Source organism: Ramlibacter sp. (assembly GCF_029866045.1).
Lineage (GTDB): Bacteria > Pseudomonadota > Gammaproteobacteria > Burkholderiales > Burkholderiaceae_C > Ramlibacter.
On the sequence record NZ_JARXAB010000020.1, the window covers coordinates 1 to 23,645 of the forward strand.

Annotated in this window: 21 protein-coding genes; 7 read left to right on the forward strand and 14 right to left on the reverse strand. The window is 66.7% G+C overall.

The genetic code is table 11. The features are described from left to right. The 13 genes from crtI to bchF form a co-directional block, all read right to left on the reverse strand. Positions 1–1,388, reverse strand: a 1,388-nt coding sequence (gene crtI / locus QE494_RS01470) for a phytoene desaturase family protein (protein WP_300040800.1), incomplete at its 3' end; no start/stop codon positions are given. Beyond that, positions 1,385–2,227 (reverse strand): putative photosynthetic complex assembly protein PuhE, encoded by an 843-nt coding sequence (gene puhE / locus QE494_RS01475; protein WP_300040802.1) that lies wholly within the window; start codon positions 2,225–2,227, stop codon positions 1,385–1,387. The genes puhE and crtI, both read right to left, overlap by 4 nt. Positions 2,228–2,252: 25 nt before the next feature. Next, positions 2,253–3,371 (reverse strand): magnesium-protoporphyrin IX monomethyl ester (oxidative) cyclase, encoded by a 1,119-nt coding sequence (acsF, locus tag QE494_RS01480; protein ID WP_300040804.1) that lies wholly within the window; start codon positions 3,369–3,371, stop codon positions 2,253–2,255. After that, positions 3,368–3,910 carry a photosynthetic complex assembly protein PuhC gene (gene puhC / locus QE494_RS01485; protein ID WP_300040806.1) on the reverse strand — a complete coding sequence of 181 codons (543 nt, stop codon included), beginning with the start codon at positions 3,908–3,910 and terminating at the stop codon, positions 3,368–3,370. Before puhC ends, acsF begins: the two co-directional genes overlap by 4 nt. Beyond that, positions 3,907–4,590: a photosynthetic complex putative assembly protein PuhB gene (gene puhB, locus QE494_RS01490; protein ID WP_300040808.1), complete on the reverse strand. Its 684-nt coding sequence runs from the start codon at positions 4,588–4,590 to the stop codon at positions 3,907–3,909. Before puhB ends, puhC begins: the two co-directional genes overlap by 4 nt. Further along, positions 4,587–5,342, reverse strand: a complete 756-nt coding sequence (gene puhA / locus QE494_RS01495; RefSeq protein ID WP_300040810.1) for a photosynthetic reaction center subunit H — start codon at positions 5,340–5,342, stop codon at positions 4,587–4,589. The genes puhB and puhA overlap by 4 nt, the downstream gene beginning before the upstream one ends. Positions 5,343–5,375: 33 nt before the next feature. Next, positions 5,376–6,806, reverse strand: coding sequence for a BCD family MFS transporter (locus QE494_RS01500; RefSeq protein WP_300040812.1), 1,431 nt, complete (start codon positions 6,804–6,806; stop codon positions 5,376–5,378). Then, positions 6,803–7,513: a magnesium protoporphyrin IX methyltransferase gene (gene bchM, locus QE494_RS01505; protein WP_300040814.1), complete on the reverse strand. Its 711-nt coding sequence runs from the start codon at positions 7,511–7,513 to the stop codon at positions 6,803–6,805. Before bchM ends, QE494_RS01500 begins: the two co-directional genes overlap by 4 nt. A gap of 1 nt (position 7,514) precedes the next feature. Beyond that, positions 7,515–8,438: a ferredoxin:protochlorophyllide reductase (ATP-dependent) iron-sulfur ATP-binding protein gene (bchL, locus tag QE494_RS01510; RefSeq protein ID WP_300040816.1), complete on the reverse strand. Its 924-nt coding sequence runs from the start codon at positions 8,436–8,438 to the stop codon at positions 7,515–7,517. Continuing rightward, entirely contained in the window at positions 8,435–12,238 is a 3,804-nt protein-coding gene (locus QE494_RS01515; protein WP_300040818.1) for a magnesium chelatase subunit H, read from the reverse strand. Before QE494_RS01515 ends, bchL begins: the two co-directional genes overlap by 4 nt. Continuing rightward, complete coding sequence (gene bchB, locus QE494_RS01520; protein ID WP_300040820.1) at positions 12,210–13,808, reverse strand: ferredoxin:protochlorophyllide reductase (ATP-dependent) subunit B; 1,599 nt, start codon at positions 13,806–13,808, stop codon at positions 12,210–12,212. Before bchB ends, QE494_RS01515 begins: the two co-directional genes overlap by 29 nt. A gap of 15 nt (positions 13,809–13,823) precedes the next feature. Further along, entirely contained in the window at positions 13,824–15,113 is a 1,290-nt protein-coding gene (locus QE494_RS01525) for a ferredoxin:protochlorophyllide reductase (ATP-dependent) subunit N (RefSeq protein ID WP_300040822.1), read from the reverse strand. After that, a complete protein-coding gene (gene bchF / locus QE494_RS01530) occupies positions 15,110–15,628 on the reverse strand; it encodes a 2-vinyl bacteriochlorophyllide hydratase (protein ID WP_300040825.1) in 519 nt (172 codons plus the stop codon). Before bchF ends, QE494_RS01525 begins: the two co-directional genes overlap by 4 nt. Positions 15,629–15,931: 303 nt before the next feature. On the opposite strand from bchF, the gene QE494_RS01535 reads away from it, so the two are divergent. Together QE494_RS01535 and ppsR are read left to right on the forward strand one after the other, a co-directional pair. Next, a complete protein-coding gene (locus tag QE494_RS01535; RefSeq protein ID WP_300040827.1) occupies positions 15,932–16,825 on the forward strand; it encodes a B12-binding domain-containing protein in 894 nt (297 codons plus the stop codon). A 48-nt stretch (positions 16,826–16,873) separates the two neighbouring features. Beyond that, positions 16,874–18,319 carry a transcriptional regulator PpsR gene (gene ppsR / locus QE494_RS01540; protein ID WP_300040829.1) on the forward strand — a complete coding sequence of 482 codons (1,446 nt, stop codon included), beginning with the start codon at positions 16,874–16,876 and terminating at the stop codon, positions 18,317–18,319. Positions 18,320–18,415: 96 nt separating this feature from the next. Here the strand turns inward: ppsR and QE494_RS01545 are convergent, their stop codons facing one another. Further along, positions 18,416–18,970: a hypothetical protein gene (locus QE494_RS01545; protein WP_300040831.1), complete on the reverse strand. Its 555-nt coding sequence runs from the start codon at positions 18,968–18,970 to the stop codon at positions 18,416–18,418. Between the two features lie 92 nt (positions 18,971–19,062). Between QE494_RS01545 and chlG the strand changes: the two genes are divergently transcribed. The 5 genes from chlG to QE494_RS01570 all read left to right on the forward strand — a co-directional run. Beyond that, on the forward strand, positions 19,063–19,950 hold the full coding sequence (chlG, locus tag QE494_RS01550) for a chlorophyll synthase ChlG (protein ID WP_300040833.1): 888 nt from the start codon (positions 19,063–19,065) through the stop codon (positions 19,948–19,950). Next, a complete protein-coding gene (locus QE494_RS01555; RefSeq protein ID WP_300040835.1) occupies positions 19,947–21,383 on the forward strand; it encodes a BCD family MFS transporter in 1,437 nt (478 codons plus the stop codon). The genes chlG and QE494_RS01555 overlap by 4 nt, the downstream gene beginning before the upstream one ends. 40 nt (positions 21,384–21,423) lie before the next feature. Next, positions 21,424–22,614, forward strand: a complete 1,191-nt coding sequence (locus tag QE494_RS01560) for a geranylgeranyl diphosphate reductase (RefSeq protein ID WP_300040837.1) — start codon at positions 21,424–21,426, stop codon at positions 22,612–22,614. 25 nt (positions 22,615–22,639) lie between these two features. Beyond that, entirely contained in the window at positions 22,640–23,146 is a 507-nt protein-coding gene (locus QE494_RS01565; protein WP_300040839.1) for a TspO/MBR family protein, read from the forward strand. A 106-nt stretch (positions 23,147–23,252) separates the two neighbouring features. Continuing rightward, positions 23,253–23,645: MFS transporter (locus tag QE494_RS01570; RefSeq protein ID WP_300040841.1), on the forward strand; the 393-nt coding region annotated here is incomplete at its 3' end.

Consider the following 23,645-nt stretch of genomic DNA (forward strand, 5'->3'; position numbering starts at 1 on the left):
CTTTGCAGCAGCAGCGGCTCCAGACCGAACCCGGCCCCCTTGTAGGACCACAGCCGATCCTGGAAATCCAGTGGCGTGACTACGCGGGAGGTGACCACCCGCTGCGACAGACCTGGCAACACGGTCTCCTCCAGCGCGGTACAAATCGCCCGGCGGTAGGTTTCGGCATGCTCCGTCCAGTCGGTCCCCGAGTCCAGGTGGGGCACAGGCGAGAGGGCATAGAAGGTATCGCAACCCGCTGGCGCGAGCGACGGGTCGGTGGCGGTGGGCCGGTGCAGGTACAGGCTGAAGTCCTTCGAAAGGTGCTTGCGCTTGAAGATGTCTGCCAGTAACTCGCGGTAGCGGGGCCCTAGCACCATCATGTGGTGAGGGACATCCGTGTACTGGCCGCGGACGCCGAAGTACCAAACGAAAAGACCCATCGAGTAGCGCCCACGCGCAATCCGACGGTCGGTCCAGTGACGCCGGTGCTGCGGCGCCACGAGGTTTTTGTAGGTCCAGGCCGAGTCGCCGTTGCTCACCACGATGTCGGCCGGGATGAATTCGCCGGTGGCCAACTCCACGCCACGCGCGCGGCCTTGCTCCACACGGATGCGGGTCACGGGCCGCATGCACTCGACATGCACGCCACGCTCGGACAGCAGGTCCACCAAGCCATCGACGATGGCACCGGTGCCGCCCATGGCCGAGTGCACGCCCCACTGCTTTTCCAGTGCATGGATCAAGGTGTAAGCGCAGGTGACCGAGAACGGATTGCCTCCGATCAGCAGCGGATGGAAGCTCATCACGATCCGCAGCTTCGGGTGCTTGAGATACTTAGCCACCAGGCTGTGCAGGCTGCGCCAGGCCTGCATGCGCAGGAAGTCCGGAATGGCCGCGATCAGATGCCGAATCGAATCGAAGGCGGTGGCACCCATGCCTTCGAAGCCCAGCACGCGGGCGCGATCGGCGGCCTGCATCAGGCGGCGAAAGCCCGGTACGTCTTCGGGGGAGAAGCGAGCGACCTCGGCCTCCATGGCTGCGGTGTCGCCGCTGTAGTCGAAATGCGTTCCGTCGTCGAAACGGATGCGATAGAAGGGCGCCATCTGCCGCAGGTCGATGTGCGCGTCCATGCGGCGTCCACACAGCGCCCACAGTTCCTCAAGAAGGAAAGGTGCGGTGATGATGGTCGGGCCAGCGTCGAAGCTGAAGCCGTCCTGCCGGAACATGCAGGCACGGCCCCCCGGGGCGTCCTGCTTTTCCAGAATGCGGACGTTCCAGCCGCTGCAAGACAGGCGGATGGCTGCGGCCAGGCCACCGAAGCCACTGCCAATCACAACTGCCGTGGGGGCGCCCGGGCCGACACGTGGTGGCGTGTCACGTTCCTCGGCGGCGCGAAATGCGTTCATGGACGTTCTCCGCTGGCGCCCGGCAGGGCCGGCACGGCCGCGACTGCTGCCGCGACGCCAGGCGCGGCCACAGCCGCGGGAGTCCCCATGGCCCAGCCCCACAACTTCTGCAGCGGCAGCGGGAACATCATGATCAGGTGCTCCACGATGGCCAGGCCCAGCAGGGCTGCCAGCAGCACCCAGCCGGTGGTGACCTCGACTGCGCCACTGCGTGCCTGGCCGACCAGCCACAGCCAGCTTCCGCTCGCCATGGCGATAGAGCCCCAGAAGAACAGGCTCACCCGGCCACGACGGAAGTAGCTGCCCAGGTATTTCAGATGGTCAGGGAGGTACTGCTCGCCGACCTCCGGAACGCCGAAGTAAAGATTGAGTTTGGCCGACAGGCGCATGCACCAGAGCAAGGCAAAGGTGCAGAGCGCCACGTGATTGGGATGCCCCTGCTGAAGTACCCAGAGCAGTGCGAAGTTGAAAAGCAGGGCCAGTTCGTGATGCAGCACCACCTGAACCGACTCCTTGAAGCGCAGCAGGCCGCGGGCGCCGGGCGTCAGCGGGGACTTGCGCCCGCCGGTGATCCAGCCGCTGAGGAAGGCCATCTCGTGCCAGCCCCACATCACGATCACGCTGGCAAAGCCCAGGTAGGCGGCAGCGGGGCCGCTGACCTGCATGCTGTGCCAGGCGACCCAGACACTGGCCAGGCCAGCGACGGTGACCGCGGCCATCCGACCGCGAAAACCGCCGGTGGGCCGGCGCACCAGCCAGAGGATGGCGCCCGTGCCGAACCACCACGCCAGCAGCGCGAAAAGTGCGGGGGCAGCGGTGTCCCGCAGCAAGTCATTCATGGCGCGATATGTCCTTGTCCCGCGCTCACCAAACAGGTTGCACGCGGATCTGCGCCGGCAGTGGCCGCCGGCGCACCGGCAGCAGCAGCAGTCGCACGAAGGTCAGGCCCGCTGCGCCCGCATGCCAGGCCTGCCCGATCAGGCCGCCGAGGCCGCCGCGCTGCTTGGCGTTGGCGTGGGCGATCGAGCGCGCCAGCAGTCGTTCCATGCCCGTCCGGAAAACCGGGTGGTCAATGTCCAGTTCCACCGGGAACACCTGGGCCGAGATCTCGGAGGTCAGACGGAACACCTCGTAGTCGTACTCGGTGGAGTCCAGGCCCATGGCCTCATGCATCATCGGCCGCGTGTGGTCCCGCACGAACATGGTGGCGTAGACCGCCAGGGTGAAGAAGCGGATCCACCAAACGTTCAGCCCACGCAGCAGGTGAGGCTGGGCTCGCATGATGAGCGCGAAAGATTCGCCGTGACGGAACTCGTCGTTGCACCAGCGCTCGAACCAGCGAAAGATCGGATGGAAGCGCTTGTCCGGATTTTTCTGGAGCTGGCGGAAGATGGTGATGTAGCGGGCGTAGCCGATCTTCTCCGACAGGTAGGTGGCGTAGAAGATGTACTTGGGCTTGAAGAAGGTGTAGGACTTGTTGCGCTTGAGCCCACCCAGGTCAATGCCCAAGCCGAAGTCGCGCAGCGCACTGTTGATGAAGCCGGCATGGCGCGACTCGTCGCGGGCCATGTAGCGCATCAGCGCCTTGATGTCGGGGTTCTTGACGCGTTTCTGGATCTCGTTGTACAGGATGCATCCGGAGAACTCCGAGGTGCATGAGGAGATCAGGAAGTCTAGGAACTCCTGGCGCAACTCCGGCGACAGGCTGGCCATCCCCTCGCGTGCCTCTTGCTCGAAGGCGGCGTCACGCTGGAAATGGTCGTGGTTGTTGTCGCCCTCGTACTCAGCAATCATCGCGTCCCACTCGGACCGCAGCGACGACACGTCCAGGCGGTCCATGGCGTCGTAGTCGGTGGTGTAGAAGCGCGGGGTGAGCACAGTGCTGCGGGTGGCCTTGGCCATCGCGTCGTCCGCAGACTCGACGCTGTCGATCAGTGCGGTGAGCATGTCCTGCTCAGTGTGCAGGGAGGCTTGGGCGCTCATGGTGTGGCTTTCTCAGGGGAGGCAGAGGCTCCGCCCGCATCACGCAGGCGGGCGAAGACGGCGATATTGGTCGGGCCAAAGGATTCCAGGTCGATGCGCTCGCGCGTCGCCGGATCCGACAGGGTCAGCCGGCCATTGGCGTGGCCGGTGAGCAAGAAGGGTTGTTCGGGGCTGAGACCATGGCGCAGGCGCGCATGGGCCAGCATGCGCAGCGCCCCGCGGGCAAAGCCTTGCTCGCCGCGCAGGCGCGTCACTTCGAGGCGGGTCACGCCGTCAAGCACCGCAATGCTGCCGTCGGGTCGGTCCTCGAAATGGAATGCGCGCTGCCAAAGCACAGGTGCGACCAGGCGGGCATCGGTTTCGGCCGCGATCGGCGTGGGTGCCTGACGCTGCAAGGTCACGGCAGCCAGGCTGCCCAGCGCCAGCAGGGTCATGCCCCAGAGCGGCCAGGTGCGGCCGCCGGTCGGGTCGTCATGGCGCGCGCGCGAGGCGGGCTCGGCGCGGGTGCCGTTGATGCGGGCGCTGGCAGGGGCGTTCATGCGGTGACGGTGTGGGTGGTGCCTGCGGAGGACAGGGTGGGCCTTGCGGCTGCGGGGCTCACGCCAGACACCGCGTCTTGGGTGGCGCTTGCCGGCATCGACTGCACGGCCTGCCAGGCCGCGACCACCTGCTCGCCCACAGCGGCGGCGTTGGGGATGCAGCGCAGAGTGGGCTGGGGATCGGCCAGGTGCCAGGGGCGTGCATGCGGCCACAGATGCAGCCAGCCGATGCGCTCCTTGCCGGCCAGGGCCAGGGACAAGTCGCCCACGCCAGACGGGTGGGCCAGCAGGTCGGCGCCGCGCAACTGGCGCAGGGGCACGTTCAGCGTGATGGTCAGGACGATGCCGATGCGCATCACCACGCGTCGGGTGGTCAGGGTGTAGAGGGTGGTGCGCGCGCTGAGCCAGGCGCCGAGCGCCAGCAACCCGAGGGCGGTACCCGCCAGCGCCGCGCTCAGCGCGAGCGAGCTGAGCAGCGTCCCGGCCGGTGCATCCCAGTGGTAGAGGGCCTGGATGGCCATCATGACGCCGAAATAGCCTGCCAACTGGCGCAGGTGATACGCGTGCAGGGCCAGGACGCGCCAATCAGGCGCGCCTTGCCAGAGGATGCGCTCACCGGGGGGCAAGGGCTCGGGCAACCCTGGGGCGGCCTCGAACTCGTGCTCGTGGTGCGGTGTCATGCCAGCGGCTCCTGGCGATCGGGCGTGGCGTACAGAGTGCCAGCGCCGTAGTAAGCGCTGACCTTTTCTTCCTCGAGCATGGTGATCTGGTCGTTGCGCGCCAGCGCCGGCACATTGCCGAACTGAGACGCGAGCAGCGCGTCGACCACCACTTCGTCCTTGCGGATGCGCGCGAAGGCGATGGGCAGCAAGACCCGGCCACCCGCGGGCAGGCGCACCTCCAGATAGCGGAACATCATCTCGCAGCGGTCGATCCACAGGTCGCCCACTTTGCCCGCCTCCTTGCCGTCGGCGCCGATGACCGGCAGTCCGCGTGGGTCGGTGTCGCGCGGGGCGACGCCGTGGTCGGCCGCCAGGCGCAGCGGCACGATTTTGGGTTCGTGCTCGTGCATGTCTGGGATGTCGGCGCGCGCAGCCCAGGCGCCGGGGCCTACGCCCGCCAGCAGCGGGTCACCCACTGGGTCGAGCGGTGCGCCGTTCCAGGGGTGTGCGGGCCGTGCGTTGTAGCTGCCGTCGACGCGTTGGAAGTCCGGGGCTTGAAACTCGCGCCCATCTTCCAGCTTGTAGGTCTTGGGCTCCGGCACCGGCCAACCGGTGACCTTCGGCCCGCCTTCGCGGCCTGGGTCCATCGGGTATCCCTCGCGGTGGTTCTCACGGACGAGGTAATAGATGAGGCCGGCAAAAAAGGCCCAGAACACGTACAGCACAAGCTGTGCGACGTCGACATATTGAGTGATGGCGCCTGTTCCCATGGGGGTCTCTCCTAGTTTGACGCGGTGAAGAAATCAGCCTGGCAGTTGCGCCAGCCCGAAAGGCTGTGGCGCATGCTGCACAGGGGTGGACGAACGGCGTCGCGCCAGGGGCCCCAGGGCCACCAGCACGACGAACAACAGATAGATCTCGAGGTGGAAGACGACGCTGTAGCCAGTCGCCTTCGAGATGAGGGATTCGCCGAGCCAGCCTTGCATCGCCAGATGGCTGGCTATATCACGCACCACGCCGCCCAGGGCCATGGCCACGCCGGCTGCCGTGGCTTGCACCGCACCCCAGGCGCCCAGCACCATGCCGGTGAGTTCGCGCTCGGGCATGTCCATGGCGGTGAGCAGCATGCCTACCGAGAACAGGCCCCCCGAAAATCCGATCAGGCCCGCACCCAGGCGGAACAGGTTGGGCGATTCAAGCGGCGCCGAGAAGATCACGCAGGCAAAAGCCGGAAGCCCCAGCAGCGCACCGGCAGCCGCCAGGCGCACCGCGTCGACGCCGCGCCCGAGCAGGCGGGCTGCCAGCAGAAAAGCGCACAGCGCGCCACCGGCCGACAGCGCGGTCAGCGCACTGGTGAGCCCCACATCAAGGCCCAGCACTTCACCGCCAAAGGGTTCGAGGACGATGTCTTGCATGCTGAAAGCGGCGGTGCCCAGACCCACGGTCCACAAGAAGCGGCGCATCTTGGGCAGGGCCATCAGGCGTTTCCAGTTCCGGCTGAAGCCGTCGGGCTCGCGCGCGCCACGCCGCGTACCGCGCGCTTCCTGCTTCCACAGAGACATCAGGTTGAGGACCACCACCACCACCGCTGCGCCCTGGACCACCTGGATCAGGCGCAAGGGGCTGAACTTCTCGAGCAGGCCGCCCAGCATCGCGCTACCGATGATCAGACCGACCAGCAACATGGCATACAGGAGGGCGACCACGCGCGGGCGCTTGTCGTCGGACGAGACATCGTTGGCCAGCGCGATGCCGGCGGTCTGCGTGATCTGCAAGCCCGCGCCCACCACGATGAAGGCCAGCGCCGCGCCTGTGCGCCCAAACCAGAGCGCCCCGGTGGTGTCGGCTTCGGACAGCAGCATCAGGGCAAACGGCATGATCGCCAGCCCGCCGAACATCAGCAGGGTACCCATCCAGAGATAGGGCAGTCGGCGCAGACCCAGCACCGAAGGGTGCGTGTCGCTGCGGTAACCGATCAGGGCGCGCAGGGGCGCAAATACCAGGGGCAGGGCGACGGACAGCGCCACCCACCAGGCCGGCACGCCCAACTCCACGATCATCACGCGATTGAGCGTGCCCACGAGCAAGGCGGTGGTGATACCCACCGCCACTTGGAACAAGGACAGACGCAGCAAGCGCGCCAGCGGCAGGTCGGGCGAGGCCGCGTCCGCGAACGGGACGTAGCGACTGAAAACGCCGATCAGCGCAGGCGGCAGGCGAAAGGCCATCTTCATCCCCGCTTCCACTCCCACGCCTGGGAGGTGTAGAAGCCGCTGACCACACGCTCGGTCCGGCCTTCTTGCCAACCCTGGGGTCCCAGGCGCGCCACAAGCGCCTCACGCAGTACCGACTCGGACTGCGGCTCGAGCGAAGGAGAGCGGTCCGAACGCGGAAAGAGCCGGCCCAAACGGTGCGCCACTGCCGTCAGCGGCGTGCGTGGCGCGAAGGTGAACAGCATGGAGCTGCGGGTGCGCTGCGACAGCCGCGCCAGGGCTTGCACGATGTCGGGCGTGTCGTAGTGAATGAGGGAGTCCATCCCCACCACGTGGTCGAACTCGCCCAAGGCCTCATCGAGCATGTCGCCCGAGCGAAAGTCGATCCGGCCCATCATCGCGTGCCCGGCCAGGCGATGGCGCTCTTGCGCCAGGTTCACCAGGGTGGGCGACAGGTCGATAGCGATCACATGCGCGCCGCGTTCGGCCGCGATCTGCGCCAGGGCTCCGGTGCCACAACCCGCATCCAGCAGACGCAGGCCGTCCATGCGGTGAGGCAGCCAGGACAGCAGGTTCTCGCGCATGCGGTCACGCCCGGCGCGCACCGTGGCGCGGATGCGGCCCACGGGTGCAGTGGAGGTCAGGCGCTCCCAGGCCTGGACCGCGGTGCGATCGAAATAGTGTTCGATCTGACCGCGACGCTCGATATAGCGGGTGTCGGGTTGCATTTCAGTCGTATCCCAGCAGATCGAAAATGTCGCGGTCTTTCATCGGAACCGCAGGCAGCGGGTCCGCGCCCAGCCACAGCTTGGCGGCCAGACGCATGTATTCATCTTTGACCGCCTGCAGGCCGGGGGAGTCCTCCATCTCGAAGAGGGTGGATTTTTTGAGGCGGCTGCGGCGGATGGCGTCCAGATCGGGGAAGTGCGCCGCCAGTTGCAGGCCGGTGCGGTTGTTGAATTTGTCGATCTGGTCGGTGCCGGCGCTGCGGTTGGCGATCACACCGCCCAGACGCACGTTGTAGTTCTTGGACTTGGCGCCGATGGCTTGGACGATCCGGTTCATCGCGAAGATGGAGTCAAAGTCGTTGGCAGTGACGATCAGCGCCCGGTCGGCATGCTGCAGGGGCGCGGCAAAGCCGCCGCAGACCACGTCGCCGAGCACGTCGAAGATCACCACGTCGGTGTCTTCCAGCAGGTGGTGCTCCTTCAGCAGCTTGACCGTCTGACCCACGACATAGCCGCCGCAGCCGGTGCCCGCGGGCGGGCCGCCAGCCTCAACGCACATCACGCCGTTGTAGCCCGGGAAGACGAAGTCTTCGGGGCGCAGTTCCTCTGCATGGAAGTCCACCGTCTCGAGGATGTCGATGACGGTGGGCAGCATCTTCTTGGTCAGGGTGAAGGTCGAGTCGTGTTTGGGATCGCATCCAATTTGCAGGACCCGCTTGCCCATGTGGGAAAAAGCCGCCGAGAGGTTGGACGAGGTCGTGCTCTTGCCGATCCCGCCCTTACCGTAGATGGCGAAGACCTTGGCGTTACCGATCTTCAGGTTCGGGTCGAGCTGCACCTGCACGCTGCCCTCACCGTCGAGGCCCCTCTGGGGCGCAGGCCCGCGGCGGATGGCCGAGGGGGAAATGGTGGTGGTCTCGCTCATACGGTTACTCCTTCAACGACGCCTTCAAGGCGATCTTCCAGTTCCTCGCCTGCCCGGCGCAGGGCTTCCAGCATCTCGGCATCGGGATGCCAGTAGTTGCGATCGGAAGCTTCGATCAGCCGGTTGGCCATGCGGGCCGACGCGGTGGGATTGAGCCTGGCCAGGCGCTCGCGCATCGCTGGGTCCAGCATGAAAGTTTCAGTGAGCTGCTTGTAGACCCAGGGCTGAACCTGCCCCGTGGTCGCCGACCAGCCCATCGTGTTGGTCATGTGTTGCTCGATCTGGCGCACGCCTTCGTAGCCATGCTCCAGCATGTTCTCGAACCACTTCGGGTTGAGCATGCGGGTGCGCGTCTCAAGCGCAACCTGATCTTGCAGCGAGCGCACGGCGCCATCGCCCTTGGTCTGGTCGCCGATGTACACGGGCGGTGTCTTGCCACCCTTGGCCACCTTCACCGCCTGTGTGATGCCGCCCAGCGTGTCGAAGTAGTTGTCTACCGTCGTCACGCCCAGTTCGACCGAGTCGAGGTTCTGGTAGGTCAGCTGCACATCGGCCAGCACACTTTGCAGCAGTGCGCTTTGCTGCACGGCCCGGCCGGTACGGCCGTAGGCAAAGCCCTTGCGACGGCTGTAGGTCTCGGCCAGCTCGCCTTCGTCGCCCCACTTGCTGCTTTCGACCAGGTTGTTGACGTTGCTGCCATAGGCGCCTTCGGCATTGCCGTAGACGCGCAGCGCGGCGATCTCTAGCGTGCAGCCGTGTTCCTGCTGATAGGCCAGGGCGTGCTTGCGGATCCAGTTCATTTCCACCGGCTCTTCAGCAGCCGAGGCAGCCAGCCAGGCGGCTTCGGCCAGCAACTTGATCTGCAGCGGCATCAGGTCACGGAAGATGCCCGAGAGCGTGATCACCACATCGACCCGCGGGCGTCCCAACTCAGCCAGCGGAATCAGCTGCGCACCGGCGATGCGTCCGTAGCTGTCGAAGCGCGGCAGCGCGCCCATCAGCGCCAGGGCCTGGGCGATCGGTGATCCTTCGTTCTTCAGATTGTCACTGCCCCACAGCACCATGGCGATGGACTCGGGCAGGGCATGGCCGTCGGCGATATAGCGGTCGAGCAGGCGCTGTGCCTGCTTGGCGCCGTCCTTCACCGCGAAGGCGCTGGGGATACGGAAGGGGTCGAAGCCGTGGATGTTGCGGCCGGTGGGCAGCACGGCCGGCGTGCGCAGGATATCGCCCCCAGGTGCCGGGCGGATGTAGCGCCCGTCCAGCGCGGCCAGTATCCCGCTGACTTCGGTGTCCTCGGCCAGCCTGGCGGCCGCGTCGGCCACCTCGGTGAGCATGGCCATCGTTGCGTCGTCGCGCGCCAGCCCCGACAGCTTGAGCACGCGAGCGACTGGCTGCCCGTCGACGATGGCCTCCACGATCGTGCGTTCGAGCTGCTTGTTGTGCGATGCGTCGACCATCGACAGCAGCATGTCGACGCGCTCGGCGCGGCTGGTGACGCGGCCGGCAACGTGCAGGCCGTATGGAATCAGTGCGTACTCCAGCTCAAGCATTTGCTCGGCCAGTTGCATCACCACGCGGTCGGCGTCGGCGATGTTCCACAGGGGCTCTGCCGGCACCAGGTCCAGTTCAGCAGCCTGCGACTGCATCAGCATGGCGAGCTCGCCGCGCTCGGCCGCCTGCGGTTCCATCTGGCGCCAGCGGTCGATCGAACTCTTCAACTCATTCAGGCCCTTGTACAGGCCGGCCTGGGCAATCGGCGGCGTGAGGTAGCTGATCAGGGTGGCACCGGAACGACGCTTGGCGATCGCGCCCTCGGACGGGTTGTTCGATGCGTACAGGTAGATATTGGGCAGGTCGCTGATGAGGCGGTCGGGCCAGCAGTTACCGGACATGCCGCTCTGCTTGCCAGGCATGAATTCCAGCGCGCCATGGGTGCCGAAGTGCAGCACGGCGTTGGCTTGGAAGTCTTCGCGCAGGTAACGGTAGAAGGCCGAGAAGGCGTGCGTGGGTGTGAGGCCCTTCTCGAACAGCAGCCGCATCGGGTCGCCTTCGTAGCCGAAGGAGGGCTGTACGGCGACCAGCACGTTGCCGAACTGTCGGCCGAGCACGAAGATGGACTGGCCGTTGCTCAATTGGCGACCCGGCGCCGGGCCCCACTGGGCTTCGATCTCTTTGAGCCAGCACTCGCGGCGGACGTGATCGTCGGCCTTGATCAGCGTATGCACGTTGGCGTCGGCCCCATGCAGCGCGGCATTACCCAGCAGCACTGAGTCCCGCAGGGCGTCGGTGCTCTCGGGCATGTCTACCGTGTAACCCTGGGCCTTCATCGCGGCCAGGGTGTGGAACATCGACTCGAATACGGACAAGTAGGCTGCGCTACCGACGTTGCCGGCGTTGGGCGGGAAATTGAAGATGACGATCGCCACCTTGCGCTGCGCGCGATCGCCGCGCTTGAGGGCAACCAGCTTGTCGACCCGGGCAGCGAGCATCAGCGCGCGCTCCGGGCAGCTGTGCATGTCCTGCGCGCTGTCGCCGGACCTGAAGGTGCAGGCGTGGTCACAGCCGGTGCAGGTGACGCCGTCGGCACCGGCGCGGCCGCCGAAGACCATGGGGCCGGTCGAGCCGTCAAGCTCGGGAATGGCGACCATGATGGTGCTTTCGACCGGCATCAGGCCGCGGTCGTTACCACCCCAGGTGTCCAGTGTCTGGAATTCGACCGGGTGGGCGGCCACGTAGGGCACGTCGAGTTTCGCCAAAATCTCCTCGGCGGCGTGCGCGTCGTTGTAGGCCGGGCCACCGACCAGCGAGAAGCCGGTCAGCGAGACCACGGCGTCAACCGCGCTTTGCCCGTTCTTCATGAAGAACTGCTCGATCGCCGGGCGCGAGTCCAGGCCGGCGGCAAAGGCCGGCACCACGCGCAGGCCGCGCGCTTCCAGTGCCGCGATCACGCCGTCATAGTGGCCGGCATTGTTCGCCAGCAGGTAAGAGCGCAGCAGCAGCACGCCCACCGTGCCCCCCGCCGGCACGCCCTTGGGCAGCTTCGGCAGGGCGCTGATGTCTTCGGTCAGCCGAGTCGCCACGCTGTTGCCCATGCGCGGGTGGTACAGACCGACGTCCGGGTAGTCCACCGGAGGCTGTACCTTGACCCGCCCGCGCAGCGCGCGGCGGGGGCCGGCGGCGCCGCGGTCGATCACGTGGCGCACGAGGTTGAGCATGTTCTCGTCGGAACCGCCCAGCCAATACTGCAGGGTGATGAAGTAGGTGCGGACATCCTGCGCCGGGCCCGGGATGAAGCGCAGGATCTGCGGCAGCCGACGCAGCATCTTCATCTGCGCCGCGCCACCAGTGGCCTTCGGGTCCTTCTTGCCGCGCAGCTTTTTCAGCAGCGCCATGGGCCCGCTCGCTGGCTTGTCCATGTCGAAGCCGCCGAGCTTTGTCAGCTTCACCACCTCGGCGGCGGAGGCCATGCAGATCATGGCGTCGCAATGGTCACGGCGGGCGCGCAGGTCGTCGAGGATGGGCAGGAAGTGGTCTTCCAGGAACAGCATGCCGGCGACGACGATGTCGGCCTGCGCGATGTCGGCCTTGGCGCGGGCGATCAGGCGGTCATTGCCGGCGTACTCGCTGGCGGCATGCAGGCTGATCGACAGGCCGGGAAACTCGCGTGCCAGGATCGGGGCCGCGCGGTCGGTGGCGCTGGCCAGGTGCGTGTCCATCGTCACGATGCACACGCGGATGGGAGTGCGGGCGACCTGCCCCGCGCTGACGTCAGCGGCTGAAATGAGCTTTGGCGTCATACAGGGTGTCCACGGTGATCGTCGCCAGCTGCTTTTCGGCGGCGTAGCGTTCCGTATTGCGTCGTGCCTTGCCGCGCACGAAGAAGGGAATCTTTTTCAGCTCCCGCTCGGCATCGGCTTGCCAGGTGGCAACCCAGGCGGCCGCGGTGGGGTCGCTCGGTGTGGCGGGAGCCGGTGATGGCGCATCCGTCTCTGCCGGGGCCGCATCCGCTGGCTGTGCCGGCGCCGCCCGCAGCTCGCGGCGCACGCCGCCCAGGTGTGAAGGCGCGGCGTCTTCATGGAACTCGCTGTCCCCACGGAACATGCCGATCAGGTGTTCCTCCAGCCCCATCATCAGGGGGTGCACCCAGGTGTCGAACAACACGCAGGCGCCTTCGAATCCCATTTGCGGCGAGTAGCGCGCCGGAAAATCCTGCACGTGCACTGGCGCCGAGATCACGGCGCAGGGGATGCCTGCGCGCTTGGCGATATGGCGCTCCATTTGCGTGCCCAACACCAGCTCGGGTTGGGCCGCCAGGATGTGTTCTTCCACTTCCAGGTAGTCGTCGGTGATCAGCGGCTCGACGTCATAGAGCTTGGCGGCTTCGCGGATCTCGCGGGCGAACTCGCGGCTGTAGGTGCCCAGGCCCACCACGGTGAAGCCCATTTCCTGCGTGGCCACGCGCGCAGCTGCGACCGCATGCGTGGCGTCACCGAAGATGAACACACGCTTGCCGGTGAGGTAGGTCGAGTCGACCGAGCGGGCATACCAGCGCGCGCGCGATGCGGTGCGTGCCAGCAGCGGCTCGGGGTCCAGGCCGGCCAGTTGCGCCACTTCGCGGATGAAGTCGTGGGTGGCGTTCACGCCGATCGGCACGGTGCGCGTGAAGGGTTGGCCGAAGTTGCGTTGCAGCCAATTGGCAGCCACCGAGGCGATCTCGGGGTACATCACCACATTGAACTCGGCGTCTTGCAGGCGCCCCAGATCAGCGGGCGTGGCATCCAGCGGTGCCACGACATTGACCTCGACCCCGATCTCCTCGAGCAGACCGCAGATCTCGCGCAGGTCATCTCGGTGGCGATAGCCCAGCGCCGTGGGGCCCAGCACGTTGCAGCGCGGACGCCCTTGGCCTGCTGCGCGTTCGCGCTTGGCACCGGCCAGCGCGCGCACCATTTGATAAAAAGTTTCGGCCGCGCCCCAGTTTTCCTTGCGCTGGTAGGACGGCAGCTCCAGGGGCACCACCGGTATCGGCAGCTCCAGCGCACGCGCCAGACCACCCGGATCGTCCTGAATCAGCTCGGCGGTGCACGACGCACCCACCATCATCGCGGCCGGCTGGAACCGTGCAAAGGCTTCCTTCGCCGCGGTCTTGAACAGCTCCGCTGTATCGCCGCCCAGGTCGCGCGCCTGGAAGGTGGTGTAGGTCACGGGCGGGCGCCGGGGCAGTCGCTCGATCATCGTAAACAGCAGATCGGCGTAGGTATCTCCCTGCGGCGCGTGCAGCACGTAATGCACGTCTTTCATCGCAGTGGCGATGCGCATCGCCCCCACCTGAGGCGGTACTTCGTAGGTCCAGAGGGTCAGTTGCATGGCGTGCGTCTTTACTCAGGCCGCCAGCTTCAGGCGGCGTGTCAGCGGGCGCGAGAACAGCTCGGCGAGGTCTGCCGCCTGGTCGAAGCCCTGAATGGGGGTGAACACCAGTTCGATCGCCCACTTGGTGGTCAGGCCTTGGGCCTCCAGCGGATTGGCCAGGCCCAGGCCGCAGACCACGATGTCGGGCTGCTCGGCGTGGCAGCGGTCTAGCTGGTTTTCCACATGCTGACCTTCGGACAGCCGGGTTCCAGCGGGCAGCATCGCAAGCTCTTCGGCCAGGTGCTGGCGGTGCAGATACGGCGTGCCCACCTCTACCAGTTGCATGCCCATCTCACGCGAGAGAAAACGCGCCAGGGGCACTTCCAGCTGGGAGTCCGGAAAGAAGAAGATTCGCTTGTTTTCGAGCTGCGCGCGCTGGCGTGCAAGTGCAGCGCCTGCCCGCTCGCGGGCAGCGGCTGTCACCGCCTCCAGCTGGGCGCGTGAGACGCCAAACGCGTCACAAGCCGCGGCCAGCCAGGCCATCGTGCCTTCTATGCCGAGCGGGAAGGGGGCTGGCAGGCGCTGCGCTCCGCGCCCCTCGAGGGCGCGTGCGGTATCTGCCAGGAAGGGTTGGGCCAGCAGGTAGCGCGTGTGGGCGCCGACCGGGGGCAAGGCGTTGGCCTGGCGCGGCGGGAAAAAGCGGACGGGAATGCCCAGCTGATTGAAGACTCGCGCGAATTGGTCTTCCACCACATCCGCCAGTGTGCCCACCACCATGAGCTCTGGCGCACTTGACGCGGGTGCGGGTGGGAGCTCCGGCACCAGAGAAGCCAGGCAGGCGTCTTCGCCCTGGGTGAATGTCGTCTCGATGCCGCTACCAGAGTAGTTGAGCACCCGCACGCTGGGGTTGAAGCGCTGCGACAGGCGCGACGCGGCGCGAGAGAGGTCGAGTTTGATGACTTCCGAGGGGCAAGAGCCCACCAGGAAAAGCATCTTGATGTCTGGGCGGCGTTCCAGAAGCCGCGTGACCACCCGGTCAAGCTCTTCATTGGCGTCGGCCAGCCCTGCCAGGTCGCGTTCGTCGATGATGGCCGTGGCGAAGCGGGGCTCCGCGAAGATCATCACCCCGGCGGCTGACTGGATCAGGTGGGCGCAGGTACGCGAGCCCACGACCAGGAAGAACGCGTCCTGAATCTTGCGGTGCAGCCAGATGATGCCGGTCAGGCCACAGAACACTTCGCGTTGGCCGCGTTCGCGCAGTACCGGGGCATCGGTGCAGCCGCCGTCCTGAGGTTGCAGGCGCAGGGGGATGACGGGGCTCATACGGCCGCCTCCTGAAGTCGGGCGGCGCGCAGCTTCAGTAGAAACTGGACTGCGTTGATTACATAGGTGGCGTAGGCCGCCAAGGCCAGGCCCATCAATGCTTGGTCGCCCAAGGCGCCGGTGGCCAGTGCGGCCAGGTAGGCCGTGTGCAGGGCGATCACGCCCATGCTCACCACGTCCTCCCAGAAAAATGCCGGTGCGAAGAGGTAGCGGCCGAAAACCACCTTCTCCCAGATGCAGCCGGTCACCATGATGGTGTAGAGCACCCCCGTCTTCACGACGATGGAGGCATGGGCCCAGGCCAAGCCCTCACCGGTGGCCAGATAGCGCAGCACCAGGCCCAGGCTGATCAGGAACACCAGGAATTGCACCGGTGCGAGCACCCCCTGGACCAGCGTCCAGCCGCTCGCGTCCCGGCGCGCCCGTTCCTCCGGCGTGTAAAGGCCGATTGCGGCGCCCCGCTGGCCGGGTGGCATAGCGTGGGCTTGGGCCTGCGATTCCTGAAAAGTCACCATGAGGCCTATTTAGCCCGGCCTCCCGCAAGTTGTCAATCAAGGTTGACATCAATAAAATATGACACTTTTGGGGCGGCTGGTTCTGGTCAGCCCTGCCCGAAATCGCGCCGGGAGGAGATATTGATGGGCATCTGGAGAAAAACCCCTCAGAATCAGGGGGTCAGCGCATGGGGTCGAGTTGTCGAAGATCAACCGCCCAGTCAGACAAGAGTTAGAAAACAAGAGGGATCATTCCTGCCGAGAGGTGGGATATCCGGATCTGCTGCGTGTCAGCCGTGGCAGATCCCTGGCGAGGAGCCAAGAATGACGTCGCACCGAAGTTTGGGGCCCACTCCCGGCCGTCCGCTTTCTGGCGGGCCACAGGAGAGCTCCGACGCGAGCGCGAGCCATGGTTCGGAAGGGCACCGGGCCCTGCTAGCGGACGCGCTCGAGCACTCCGTGATCCCACGCCTGCTCCAGGCCCACGGCCATTCCGATGCCGATGCCGATGACGATGGCGATGTGCCCGATTTCGCCGAACAGACGGGCCGCCCGATCTCCCGGGACGATGTCCGCGAGCTGGTTCGCCTGCTCCTGCTGCCCGACGACCTGCCCGCCCGGGCCGCGGTCAAAGCCTTCCGGATGCGGGGCGTGCCCCGCGTCCTCCTTTGTACAGACCTGCTGGTCCCGGCGGCCCGCCTCCTGGGCGAGCTGTGGGAGCAGGACCTCTGCACATTTGTGGATGTGACCGTGGCTGTGGGCCGATTGCAACAGGCCTTGCGCGACATGAGCGCTGGCTTGGCCTTCCGCCCGGCAGATGGAGAGTCGGTTCGGCGGGTGCTGCTGGTGCCGGCTCCCGGTGAGCAACACACCTTCGGCCTGGTCATGGTCTCGGAGTTTTTCCGGGAGGCCGGCTGGGAGGTGACGGGCGGGCCCCACCCCCAGCTTGACCCAGTCGCACAGGTGCGCAGGGAGTGGGTCGATGTGGTGGGGTTTACCCTTGCTGGTGAACTTCATCTGGCATCGCTCACGGCGGCCATCGCCGCGGTGCGCAAGGCCTCTCTCAACCCACGGGTGGGCATTCTCGTGGGGGGGCCGCAGTTTCTGCTCAATCCCGGCTTGGCGCGCGAAGTAGGCGCTGATGCCCTGGCCATTGATGGCAGCCTGGCGCCCTCGATCGCCGAAAAGCTCGTAGAAACCCGCGCGAAAACCTGCTGAACAGGCACAATGTCGCACGGCGTCAAATGGCGCTAGGTGAGAACGCCCATGCCCCTTGACACACAGAACTTTGAACTCGGTCGCCTTCGATCGGCCGGTTCGCTTCTGGCGGGGCTTGACCCGGACACCGTCGGCCAGTTGATCACCGCGCCAGGCGACGTGGTGTTGGTCATTGATCCTCAAGGTGTCATCAGGGACCTCAGTCTCAATTCCGAAGAGCTGGTCAACCTGGGTTTTCGCGAGTGGGTAGGCCGCTCTTGGGCGGGTTTGGTCACCGCCGATAGCCGTTCCAAGATTGAGGCCATGCTCAGCGAAGCCCTGGCCGGTGGCCGTCCGGCGCCCCGCCAGGTCAATCACAGTGGTCTGGCCGCCGGGCTGGATTTGCCCGTGATTTACCGGGTGGTCCCGGTCCAGCCGGCAGGTCAGCGCCAGCCCAGCCTGCTGGTGGCCTTTGGCCGTGATCTGCGCGGTGAAATGCAGCTGCAGCAGCGCCTGGTGTCTGCCCAGGTTTCCATGGAGCGCGACTATTGGCGGCTGCGCCATGTCGAAACCCGCTACCGCCTGCTGTTTCAGCAAGCGGCCGAGCCCGTGGTCATCCTCGATGCTGGAACGGGGCGGCTTGACGAAGCCAACCCGGCCGCTCAGAACCTCTTCGGTGATTCGATACGCAAGGCCTCCTGGACTCTGGCCGATGGCCTGGTGCCAGCCAGCGCCGCGGCGCTTCGCGACACCCTGACCCGCTTGCGGGCCAACGGCCGCACCGACCCCCTCGTCGTGCAACTCGCTGGCAGCGGTCATGACTATCGCCTCGTTGCCTCCCTGTTGCGGCAGGAGGACAGCACCCACTTCCTGGTGCGTCTATCGCCGCTCAACGAAGCGGCGGCAGGCCCGGCCGATAGCGTGCCCCATTTGGTGGAACTGCTCCAGCAGGCCCCCGATGCCTTCGTGATCACCGACCTGGAAGGGCGTGTGCAGCGCTCCAACCGGGCCTTTCTGGAGCTGAGCCAGAGCGCCAGCGAGGAGGCGGTCCGTGGCGAGATGCTGGACCGCTGGCTGGGCCGCAGCACCGTCGACCTCAACGTCCTGGTGGCCAACCTGCGCCAGCACGGCAGCCTGCGCCTCTTTGCGACCCAGTTGCGCGGTGAGCTGGGCAGCGTGACCGAGGTGGAAATCTCGGCGGTGGCAGCGCTCACCCTGAAGCCGCCCTGCCTGGGCTTTACCATTCGCGATGTCAGCCGCCGGCTGTTGGCCGACGGTATTTCCCACCGCGAGCTGCCCCATTCAGCAGACCAGATGACCGAGCTGGTCGGCCGCATGCCGCTCAAGGACATCGTGCGCGACACCACCGACCTGATCGAGCAGCTGTGTATTGAGTCTGCCCTCAAGCTCACCAACGGCAACCGCGCCTCGGCGGCCGAGATGCTGGGGCTTTCGCGCCAGAGCCTCTATGTCAAGCTGCGCCGCTTCGGCATGGGCGAGGGCGGCGAGGACTGAGCTGGCGGGCCGCCACCTCGGCGGTCGTGCCACTTGGGCGGTGCTCTGGCCCGACAGCGGCTTCGCAGGCGTTCGCCTGTTGGGCCCAGCCGCCGATCAGTTGGCGCGCCCCGCGGTCCCCGACATCGAATTCCAATAGAAGCCTTCGAGCTCCTGCTGCAGGGACACGAGCCGGCCGTTGAGTGCAGCTTGCGCCGCCAGGTCTCGCCCGATGATGAGCAGCGGACCCGTAGGGCCCAGCCGTAATCCTGCAAACCGCATCGCGATCTGGTGACCATCATGGGCCAGGACGTTGATTTCGCTGGCGCGTCCCTGCTCCCCACTCAGGCTTCGCGCCAGGAGGCGCTCTGCCTTGGACCGAGTGCAGGTCGAGACCATCGCCAACCAAGGTTCACCCACCCATGCCTGGGCCCAGCCCCCTTCTTCGGGCTCCTCGCCCTGCGCCGCAGCCAGCACCCAGCCCTGAGCGTCCATGACCAGCGCCAAGTCACCGGCGAGGGAGGCGAAGGCCCGCGCCATCGGCTGCGCCTGGTTCCAGTCCAAGGTCCAGGGGGCCGTTTGCGCTACCTCCCCCGACGCTCCAGCCTTGGTCCTCACCGTCTGCGTCTGGCCAGCCAGGGAAAAATCATCCCTTTTTTTTAAAGCGTCCATTCGAACCCCCAGGAATTTATTTCTTAATGTTTAACATTCTACGCGTGTAAATTTGGATTGACACAAACAATAGTAAATAAAAAAATAGGCGAATGTCGCTCCCTGCGCTTTCGGCTATCACTGAGCTCTTCAAGCCTGTCACATGGTTCCCTCCGATGTGGGCATTTGCCTGCGGCGTCGTCGCCTCGGGGGTGTCGCTCGACGGCCGCTGGCTGTTGGCGGCAGTGGGGATTGCCCTGGCCGGCCCCTTCGTCTGCGCCACCAGTCAGGCGGTGAATGACTGGTTTGACCGCCATGTGGACGCGATCAACGAGCCCCATCGCCCCATCCCTTCCGGCCGTATGCCCGGGCGTTGGGGCCTGTATATCGCGGTGCTGTGGACGCTGGTGTCACTTTTGGTGGCTGTACCGCTGGGGCCCTGGGGCTTCGGCGCGGCCGCCTTGGGCCTGCTGCTGGCCGGGGCCTACAGCGCGCCGCCCCTGCGCCTGAAACAAAACGGCTGGTGGGGCAATGCCGCGTGCGGCTTCAGCTACGAGGGGATCGCCTGGGCCACCGGTGCGGCCGTCATGGCAGGTGGCAGCCTGCCCGAGGCCCGCTCTCTGACATTCGCGGTTCTCTACAGCATCGGCACCCACGGCATCATGACCCTCAACGACTTCAAGTCGGTCGAGGGAGACCGGCGCATGGGCATTCGCTCGCTGCCGGTACAACTGGGCGAGCAGCGTGCCGGCCTGGCGGCTTGCTGGACGATGGCCCTCGCTCAAGTGGGTGTGATCGCCTTGCTGATGGCTTGGGACCTGCCCTTGCATGCGCTGGCGATCCTCGCGCTGTTGGGGGGCCAACTCTTGATGATGAAACGCTTCCTGGCCGATGTGCGCGGCCGCGCCCTCTGGTACAGCGGCTTTGGCGTGCCCCTCTTCGTCGCCGGCATGATGGTGTCGGCGTTCGCCCTCCGGGTGAGCACAGGGGGGGCAGCATGACGCCGCTGGGCTGGTCGGGCATCGTGCGACTCGGGCTGGTTCAGGCCTGCCTGGGCGCGATCGTGGTGCTCACTACGTCCACCCTCAATCGGGTGATGGTGGTCGAGCTTGCCTTGCCGGCCTTGCTGCCGGGCCTGCTGGTGGGGATTCACTACGCGGTACAGGCGACCCGACCGCGGATGGGCTGGGGCTCGGACCGCGGCGGCCGGCGAACGCCCTGGATCGTCGGCGGCATGGCGGTGCTGGCGGTCGGCGGCGTGCTCGCGGCGCTGGCGGTCGGTTGGATGGCGCAGGCACAGGCGGAGGCGCAGGGCTACTGGGCTGGGCTGGTGCTGGCTGCTTTGGCCTTTGTCCTGATCGGCTTGGGCGTGAGCGCCAGCGGTACTTCTTTGCTGGTGCTGCTCGCCAAACGGGTCGCTGCGCCACGCCGCGCGGCGGCCGCGACCTGCGTCTGGATCATGATGATCGCCGGCTTTGCGCTCACGGCTGGCGGCGCCGGCAGTCTGCTTGACCCCTTCTCACCGGCGCGCCTGCTGGCGGTGACCGGCGGCGTGTCGGTTCTTGCGTTGCTGGTCACCTTGCTGGCGGTGCGGGGTCTGGAGTCGCAGTCTTCGGACGCGCCAGCGTCGGCGGAGCAGCCGGCCGCGCCAGTCCCCTTTTTCGAGGCCCTGCGCGAAGTCTGGGGCGAGGACACGGCGCGCCGCTTCACCGTCTTTGTCTTCATTTCCATGCTGGCCTACAGCGCCCAGGACCTGATCCTCGAGCCATTCGCCGGCGCCGTGTTTGGCTTCAGCCCGGGCGAGTCGACCCGCCTGGCTGGCGTCCAGCACGGCGGCGTGCTCGTTGGCATGCTGATGGTGGCCCTGGCTGGCTTCGTGGCCCGGCGCATCGGCCAGCCCGCCCTGGCCTCGCTGCGCGGCTGGACCCTGGGCGGTTGCCTGGCATCGGCCCTGGCCTTGGTCGGTCTGGCCCTGGCCGGTTGGACCGGGGCCCAGGACTGGCCGCTGCGCGAGAACGTGTTCCTTCTCGGTGTCGCCAACGGCGCCTTCTCCATTGGCGCCATCGGTTCGATGATGCAACTGGCCGCCCAAGGGCGCGAGTCCCGCGAGGGCCTGCGCGTGGGTCTGTGGGGGGCCGCCCAGGGCATCGCCTTCGGCCTCGGCGGCTTGGCCGGCACCGCCGCCAGTGACCTGGCCCATGTCCTGATCGTCGCATCGGGCAGTGCCTACGCCAGCGTGTTTGCGGTTGAAGGCGTCCTGTTCGTGGTTGCCGCCGTTTTGGGCGCCCGCATCGCCACGCCGACGCCCGCGTCTGAGCGTGCGGCTGTGGCCAGCGCCGACACCCCTGGCGCATTCGTACCCACCTCGCCCGATGGCTCAGGTGCTGCCGGGAGTGGCTTGCCGCTCACGGCGAGCGCGCTGAAGACCCAATGAAGACACCCTGACCCATGCCACCTTTTTGGAGAACCTCGCTATGAATTCCACTTTCGATGCTGTTGTGGTCGGCGGCGGTCCCGCTGGCGCAACTGCGGCCCAAACCTTGGCCGAGCGTGGCTACCATGTATTGATGCTCGATCGGGCGGGCCGTATCAAGCCTTGCGGCGGCGCCATCCCGCCGCGGGCGATCCGTGACTTCGATATCCCTGATGAACTGCTGGTGGCCAAGGCCCGCTCGGCGCGCATGGTGGCGCCCTCGGGCCACCGGGTCGACATCCCGATCGACAACGGCTTCGTCGGCATGGTCGATCGCGAGGTCTTCGACGAGTGGCTGCGCGAGCGTGCGGTGGCCCGTGGTGCCCAGCGCCACGACGGGTCCTTCGATCGTCTTTCACGCGACCCTGATGGCATCAGCGTGGTGCACTTTACCCACCGGATCGACGGCGCGGAAGTCCAGGCACGTGTGCGTACCCGTGCAGTCATCGGCGCCGACGGCGCGCGCTCCCGCGTGGCCACCCAGGCGGTGCGCGGCGACGAGCCCGCCCCCTGCGTCTTTGCGTATCACGAGATCGTGCGCCGCCCAGCGGCGCCCCCTGAGGGCTACGACCCGGCGCGCTGTGACGTGGTGTATGACGCGCGCTGCTCGCCTGATTTCTATGGCTGGGTGTTCCCCCACGGTGACACGCTGAGCATCGGCACCGGCAGCGCCGACAAGGGCTTTTCCCTGCGCGCGGCTACCGCCCGACTGCGGGCGGACAGCGGCATGGCCAACGCAGAGACCGTACGCCGTGAAGGCGCGCCGCTGCCGATGCGGCCCTTGCGCAAGTGGGACAACGGCCGCGACGTGGTGCTCGCCGGCGACGCCGCCGGCGTGGTGGCCCCGGCTTCCGGCGAAGGCATCTACTACGCCCTGCTCGGGGGCCAGTTGGCCGGCGAGGCGGCTGCCGAGTTGCTGCGAACTGGTGATGGCAAGGTGCTGGCCCAGGCGCGCAAACGCTTCATGAAGGCCCACGGCACCGTGTTCCGCGTGCTGGGCATCATGCAGTGGTTCTGGTACCGCAACGACCGCCTGCGCGAGCGCTTCGTCAAGATCTGCGAGGATGTGGACGTCCAGCGTCTGACCTTCGAGAGCTACATGAACAAGGAACTTGTGCGGCGCAAGCCCATGGCGCACGTGCGCATTTTCTTCAAGGATCTTGCCCACCTCCTGGGTCTGGCGCGGGTATGAGCGCCCAGCCGACCGCGGGGGCTGCGTGAGCGATTCCTCTGCGCCCAGCCCTGTGGGGCGGCGTGGGTTGCCCTTGCTGTGCGGCGCCGCCTGTGCCTTGCTCGTGGCCGCGATCGGTGGCTCGCTCACGGACATTGGTCCCTGGTACCAGGGTCTGGCCAAGCCCGCTTTCCAACCCCCCGACTGGGCCTTTGGCCCGGCCTGGACCCTGATCTTCGCGCTGTGCGTGCTGGCAGGGGCCGAGGCCTGGATGCGTGCCCCCAGCCTGCAGGTGCGGACCCTGGTGGTGGCCTTGTTTGCGCTGAACGCCGCACTCAATATTGGCTGGAGCCTGCTGTTCTTTCGTATGCGCCGCCCTGATTGGGCGCTTTACGAGGTCGGCATGCTCTGGCTGTCTGTCCTCGTTCTGATCACGGTCTGCGGACGCTTCGCGCCACGCGTGCGCTGGTACCTGTTGCCCTACCTGGTTTGGGTCAGCTTTGCCACCGCGGTCAATGCCGTGGTGGTGCGCCTGAACGCGCCTTTCGCCTGAGGCCGGTTGGGTATCGCCGACAATCAGGGGTTAAGTTTCCCTCCCACAGACGCTCCCGTTGTCCTCCTCCGCCCCATCCGCTCCCAGCCCCGCCTCCGACCTGGCCATGACCGGTCCGGAGCGGCGCGCCAGCCTCTCCCTGGCCTTCATCTATGCGATGCGTATGCTGGGGCTGTTCCTGGTGCTGCCGGTGTTCGCCCTCGAGGCCCCGCGCTACCCGGGCGGTGACGACCCCGCCCTGGTCGGTTTGGCCATGGGCATCTACGGCCTCACTCAAGGTCTGTTGCAGCTGCCTTTCGGCATGGCCTCTGACCGCCTGGGACGCAAGCGCGTCATCGTCTTTGGCCTGCTGGTCTTCGCCGCCGGCAGCGCCTTGGCGGCTTCGGCCGACACGCTAGCCGGTCTGCTCGTCGGTCGCTGCCTGCAGGGTGCGGGCGCGGTTTCGGCGGTCGTGACCGCCTTGCTGGCCGACCTGACCCGCGACCACGTGCGCACCAAG